The sequence below is a fragment of the Methylobacterium sp. WL18 genome (assembly GCF_008040015.1).
Lineage (GTDB): Bacteria > Pseudomonadota > Alphaproteobacteria > Rhizobiales > Beijerinckiaceae > Methylobacterium > Methylobacterium mesophilicum.
In genome coordinates, this window is the sequence record NZ_VRVD01000358.1 from 1 (window position 1) to 4809 (window position 4809).

8 protein-coding genes and 1 pseudogene are annotated in these 4809 nt (G+C 69.5%); 4 read left to right on the forward strand and 5 right to left on the reverse strand.

Translation table 11 applies throughout. From position 1 onward, the window contains the following. Window positions 1-165 precede the first annotated feature (165 nt). The 4 genes from FV228_RS20490 to nudC all read left to right on the forward strand — a co-directional run bounded on the left by FV228_RS20490 (window position 166) and on the right by nudC (window position 3104). A complete protein-coding gene (locus tag FV228_RS20490; protein ID WP_147856303.1) occupies window positions 166-1029 on the forward strand; it encodes a universal stress protein in 864 nt (287 codons plus the stop codon). 61 nt (window positions 1030-1090) lie between these two features. Continuing rightward, a complete protein-coding gene (locus FV228_RS20495) occupies window positions 1091-1696 on the forward strand; it encodes a hypothetical protein (RefSeq protein WP_147856304.1) in 606 nt (201 codons plus the stop codon). A gap of 82 nt (window positions 1697-1778) precedes the next feature. Next, entirely contained in the window at window positions 1779-2198 is a 420-nt protein-coding gene (locus FV228_RS20500; protein WP_147856305.1) for an HIT family protein, read from the forward strand. 6 nt (window positions 2199-2204) lie between these two features. After that, complete coding sequence (nudC, locus tag FV228_RS20505) at window positions 2205-3104, forward strand: NAD(+) diphosphatase (protein ID WP_147856306.1); 900 nt, start codon at window positions 2205-2207, stop codon at window positions 3102-3104. Window positions 3105-3119: 15 nt separating this feature from the next. On the opposite strand, the gene FV228_RS20510 is transcribed toward nudC, so the two are convergent. The 5 genes and pseudogenes from FV228_RS20510 to FV228_RS20530 all read right to left on the reverse strand — a co-directional run. Next, entirely contained in the window at window positions 3120-3458 is a 339-nt protein-coding gene (locus FV228_RS20510; protein WP_147856307.1) for a DUF6883 domain-containing protein, read from the reverse strand. Beyond that, on the reverse strand, window positions 3455-3706 hold the full coding sequence (locus FV228_RS33255; RefSeq protein WP_187277834.1) for a DUF4926 domain-containing protein: 252 nt from the start codon (window positions 3704-3706) through the stop codon (window positions 3455-3457). The genes FV228_RS20510 and FV228_RS33255 overlap by 4 nt, the downstream gene beginning before the upstream one ends. Window positions 3707-3804: 98 nt before the next feature. Next, the gene (locus tag FV228_RS20520) at window positions 3805-4092 is read right to left on the reverse strand and encodes a type II toxin-antitoxin system RelE/ParE family toxin (RefSeq protein ID WP_147856308.1); all 288 of its coding nucleotides are present in this window, start codon (window positions 4090-4092) and stop codon (window positions 3805-3807) included. Next, the gene (locus tag FV228_RS20525) at window positions 4082-4327 is read right to left on the reverse strand and encodes a type II toxin-antitoxin system Phd/YefM family antitoxin (protein WP_147856309.1); all 246 of its coding nucleotides are present in this window, start codon (window positions 4325-4327) and stop codon (window positions 4082-4084) included. The genes FV228_RS20520 and FV228_RS20525 overlap by 11 nt, the downstream gene beginning before the upstream one ends. Before the next feature lie 89 nt (window positions 4328-4416). Further along, a pseudogene (locus FV228_RS20530) lies at window positions 4417-4809 on the reverse strand (uroporphyrinogen-III C-methyltransferase); the annotation flags it as partial.

Consider the following 4809-nt stretch of genomic DNA (forward strand, 5'->3'; position numbering starts at 1 on the left):
GCGGCCGCCCTGCTGGTCCACCGGTTCGTCGAGCGGCCGCTGAGCCGCTGGGCGCGCGACCGCCTGGATCCCGGTGCCGCGCAAAACGGTGTGCGCCCCGTCCCAGCCCCGGTTCCCACCGGGCCTCGGGCGGATTAGCCTCGCGCACCGGAGGAGGATGCCGCGATGAAGACCTTGCTCGTACCCGTCGCGATGCACGACGGCCTGACCTCCGTGTTCGAGACCACGCGGCTCGCGGCGTCGCGCTTCGGCAGCCTGATTGAGGGCGTGTCCCTGCGCCCGGCGCTCGCCGAGTACGTCCCCGTCGACATGGTCGGCGGCATGACCTGGCTGCGCGACGAGGAGGCCGACCGCGCCGAGGCCGAGGAGGCCGGCGGCCGCTTCGTCGCCTTCATGGATGCGGCCGGGATCCCGCGGCACGCCCGCGACGGCCTGTGCATCCCCGAGAAAGTGGCGGATGCCGGGCCGCGCTACCGCTGGCGGCAGGACGTGCCCACCGGCGACGCGTTCCTGGGCCAATACGCCCGGCTGTTCTCGGCCACCGTGGTCGGACGCCCGGGGACCACCGACAACGCCCCGCGGATGACCACCTTCGAGACCGCGCTGTTCGAGGGCGGCCGGCCGATCCTGCTGGCGCCACCGGTCGCCCCGACGTCACTCGGCGAGGCGATCCTGATCGCCTGGAACGGCTCCACCGAGACCGCCCGGGCGGTGGCCTTCGCGATGCCGTTCCTGCGCCGGGCCGAGCGGGTGCTGGTGCTCAGCGTCGAGGGCGGCATGGTTCCGGGGCCGAGCGCACAGGACCTCGCCCAGGCGTTGGCATGCGAGGGCGTGGCGGCCTCGCACCGCTCTCTTCCGTCCGGCCGGCGCGCGCCGGGCGAGACCTTTTTGGCGGAAGCCAAGGCGTTTGGCTGCGATCTGCTGATCAAGGGCGCCTACACCCAGAGCCGCTTGCGCCAGATGATTTTCGGCGGCGTCACCAGCCACGTCCTGGCCCATGCCGACATGCCGGTGCTGCTGGCGCATTGACGGTGATCGGAACCGCCGCGCGCGCCTGGCGTTCGGCCACGGCAGCCGGATCAGGATCACCGTGACGACATTCGCGACTCGTTTCCTCCTCGCCGCCCTGATGATGGTCGCCGGTGCGACCGCCGTCCGGGCGCAGACGACCACCGTGCGGTTCCGCGGCATCGTAGACTGGGCCGAGGCCGACCGGATCCAGATCCGCCGGCCCGGCGGCAGCACGCTGACCCTGCGAATGAACCCCCGGACCCGCGTCTTCGCCGTGACTGAGGCGGCCCTGCGCAACATCAAGCCCGAGAGCTACGTCAGCGTTCTGGCTACGCCCGGCGCCGAGCCGGTTCGGGCCAAGGCCGTGACGCTGTATTCCCCCTCTGAGCGCGGCTTCGAGGCTGGGACCCAGCCTTGGGATACCGACCCGGGCGCGACCCTCACGGCGGGCTGGGTTGCCGACCTTCAGCGCGGGCGCCCGCTCCGGTTGACGTTGGGTTACGGCGGCGGCCAGGCGAGCTTTTCGGTGCCGGATGGGACCCCGGTCACCGCCATCGCTCCCGGTGAGAAGGCCCTGCTCGAACCGGGCGCGGCCGTCACCCTGTTCGCCCAGTCCGGGTCGGACGGGACCCTCTCTGTCGGCACGATCGCGGTGGGCCGTCAGGGGGCGGTGCCTTCCTTTTGACGATTGCGTTGCTGCGGCTGCGTTCTTGATCCGCGCATCGGGCAGGCGCGCCGCGGTCCAGGCTGCGCTACAGGTTCGAGTTATGACCGAGTCCGCCTTCGCCCTCGATCCGCGCCTGGCCGCCGACACCGTCGAGGTGGGTGACCTCGCTCTGTGCCGCGTGCTGCTGATGGACGATGCCCGGTTCCCCTGGCTGATCCTGGTGCCGCGCCGGCCGGACGTCTCCGAGACTACCGACCTGTCCGAGGCCGACGCCGCGGCGCTGTGGCGGGAGATCCGCATCGCCACCGGGGTGATGCAGGCGCTGTCGAAGCCCGATAAGGTCAATGTCGGGGCGCTGGGCAACGTCGTGGCGCAACTCCACGTCCACGTGGTCGGCCGGTTCCGCTCCGACCCGGCCTGGCCGGGCCCGGTTTGGGGTTTCGAAAGCCGAAAACCTTATCCGTTCCATGCCCGCGCCCAGCTGATCGAGCGCGCCGGCACCCTGTTCTCCGCGGCTTGAACCCGTATGACCGATCCCCGCGACACCCTCGGCTTCGTCCGCAACCGCCTCGACCGGCACTCGGCGGAGCAGCCCGAGGAGGCGGTGCCTCCGTTCGATGCACCGGACGCACGCCTCGTCGTGATCTGCGGCGACCGGATCGTGCTGCGCGGGTCTACCGCGCTGATCACCCCGGCCGAGGCGCCGGACCTGTCCGACACGCGCATCTTCCTGGGCCATCGGGACGGGCGGCCGGTCTTCGCCGCGTCGGCGCCGGCCGAGGCCGCGGAGGGTTTTGCCGCCGGCGGGACCCGCACCCTCGACCTGCGCGCCATCGCCACCGAATCCGCCGTCGAGGCCGAGGAACTGGGTCTGCTGGCGGTGGCCAAGTCGATGCTCGACTGGCACGCCCGACACGGCTTCTGCGCCAATTGCGGCACGGCCACCGCGGCGAAGGCCGGGGGTTTCCGCCGGGAATGCCCATCCTGCAACGCCCACCACTTCCCCCGGGTCGACCCGGTGGTGATCATGCTGGTGCGCCGGGGTGAGACCTGCCTGCTGGGGCGCGGCCCCCATTTCCGCCCCCACATGTATTCCTGCCTCGCCGGATTCCTGGAGCCCGGCGAGACCATCGAGGACGCGGTGCGCCGCGAAGTGTTCGAGGAGACGCGGATCCGCGTCGGCGCGGTCACATACCGGACCTCGCAGCCCTGGCCGTTCCCGTCCTCGCTGATGCTGGGCTGCGCCGCTGAGGCCCTCGACGGCGACATTGTCACCGACCCGAGCGAGTTGGAGGACGCCCGCTGGTTCGACCGCGCCGCGGTCGCCGCCATGCTGGCCGGCACCCACCCCGAGGGCATCCAGTCCCCGCCGCCCATGGCGATCGCCAACTACCTGATGCGGGCGTTCGTGGCCGGCGAAACCTGAGCCGTCCGTGCAGTTCTAGCTCTGCGGATAGGCGGTGACGAAGTCGCCGTCGCCCGTTTCCTGATGGCGCAACACTGACAGGACGTTGCGGCTCGTGCCATCCGGCATCGGCATGCGGCCCTCGACGGCGAGCTGAGCGCCGGAGCGTCCGTGCCGGATACTGACGACCGGGTTCGTGGCGACACGTTCAAGCAGGGCGTCGGCCAGTGCCTTCGGATCGTCCGGGCGGAAGCCGGGCGCACTGAAGAATGTGGCTTTGGATCCACCGTCCGGATGCGCCAGATCGAGCAGGTAGTGGACGATCTTCTCGTGCGGAACGAGCACGTTCCTGAAGGGAACACGGGAGCCGATCAAAAGATCGGTTCCGCCGTGACTCGGAACTGGTCCGGTTTGAACGTGATGAGGGCCGCGAAGGGTTTGGTGAACTCGACTTCGTAGGCCGCCCCCCGCGCCCAGGTCCCGACGATCGTGCCCTCGCTTCCGGCTGGCAGGATGTGCCCGTCCTCAGTCTCGTGATGATCGACAAGCGCGATCCAGCTCAGCTCGCGGATCGCGGCACTTTGCCCCAAAGCTCGGCCGTAGAAGGTCGAGTCAAATGACATGCGATTATTCTACCGCGGATCACGCCGGCCAGCAAAAGCTATGGGCGTGATTGCTTCGGCATTGCCAATGCTGGATCGTGACTCCACCCCCGGCTGAGTCATCGTTTCTGCGCCGTCCGGTACACGTCGTCCCGGCTGCGCTTGCCGACAGCGATCACGGTCACCGTGATCGCTGCATCGCTGACTCGGTAAACCAAGCGATAGCCGGCGGCGCGCAGCTTGATCTTGTAGCAATCCTTCAGTTCTGCGCCGTGCAGCCTGTCCGCCGGGACATGGGGTGTCTCCAACCGCTCAGCGAGCTTGGCCTTGAACTGCTGGCGGATGGTGTCGCCGAGCTTGCGCCATTCCTTCAGAGCGGAGGGAAGGAATTGCAGCTCATAGCTCATCCAGCGCGACTTTCACCGGCACCTCGCCGGATCGCGCCCGGATCAAAGTAGCCAGCTCGGCGTCGTCGATCAGCTCCATCATCGCCTCGTAGGCGGCCGGAGGGACCATGTAGGCCATGACCCGGTTGTGGTTGAGGATCGCGACCGTCTCGCCCTGCGCCTCACTCAACACGCCGGCGGGACTCTTCTTCAGATCCGACACGCTCACGGCTACGTTCGCCAGCACGGCCTGCATCTCAAGCTCCGAAGGATTCCGTTCTGCCTCCGAAATTCGATACCGGATTCGGTACTGCATTTCGACTCGCCAAACGCCACCCCTCGGGCTCAGATCGCCACCCGCACCGGCGCCGCCTCGTCCGGCACCGCCGCCCGTGTCTCCGAGAATGCCTCGCCCACCATCAGCAGCGCCGGTCCGTCGAGGCCGGCGGCTTCGACATGGTCGGCGAGGTCGGCGGCGGTGCCGCGCAGCGACGCTTGATTCGGGCGGCTGACGTTGAACACCAGCAGCGCCGGGGTCGCGGGTGCCAGCCCTTCCTCCACCGCCCGGGCGAGCAGCGCCCGCAAGGTGCGCTTGGGCATGTAGACCACGGTGGTCACGCTCGGATCGGCGAGCGCGCCCCAGTTCAGGTCGTCCGGAAGGGCGCCGCGGCGGTCGTGGCCGGTGACGAATTGCAGGCGGCGGGCGGCGTCGCGGTGGGTCAGCGACAGGCCCAGCGC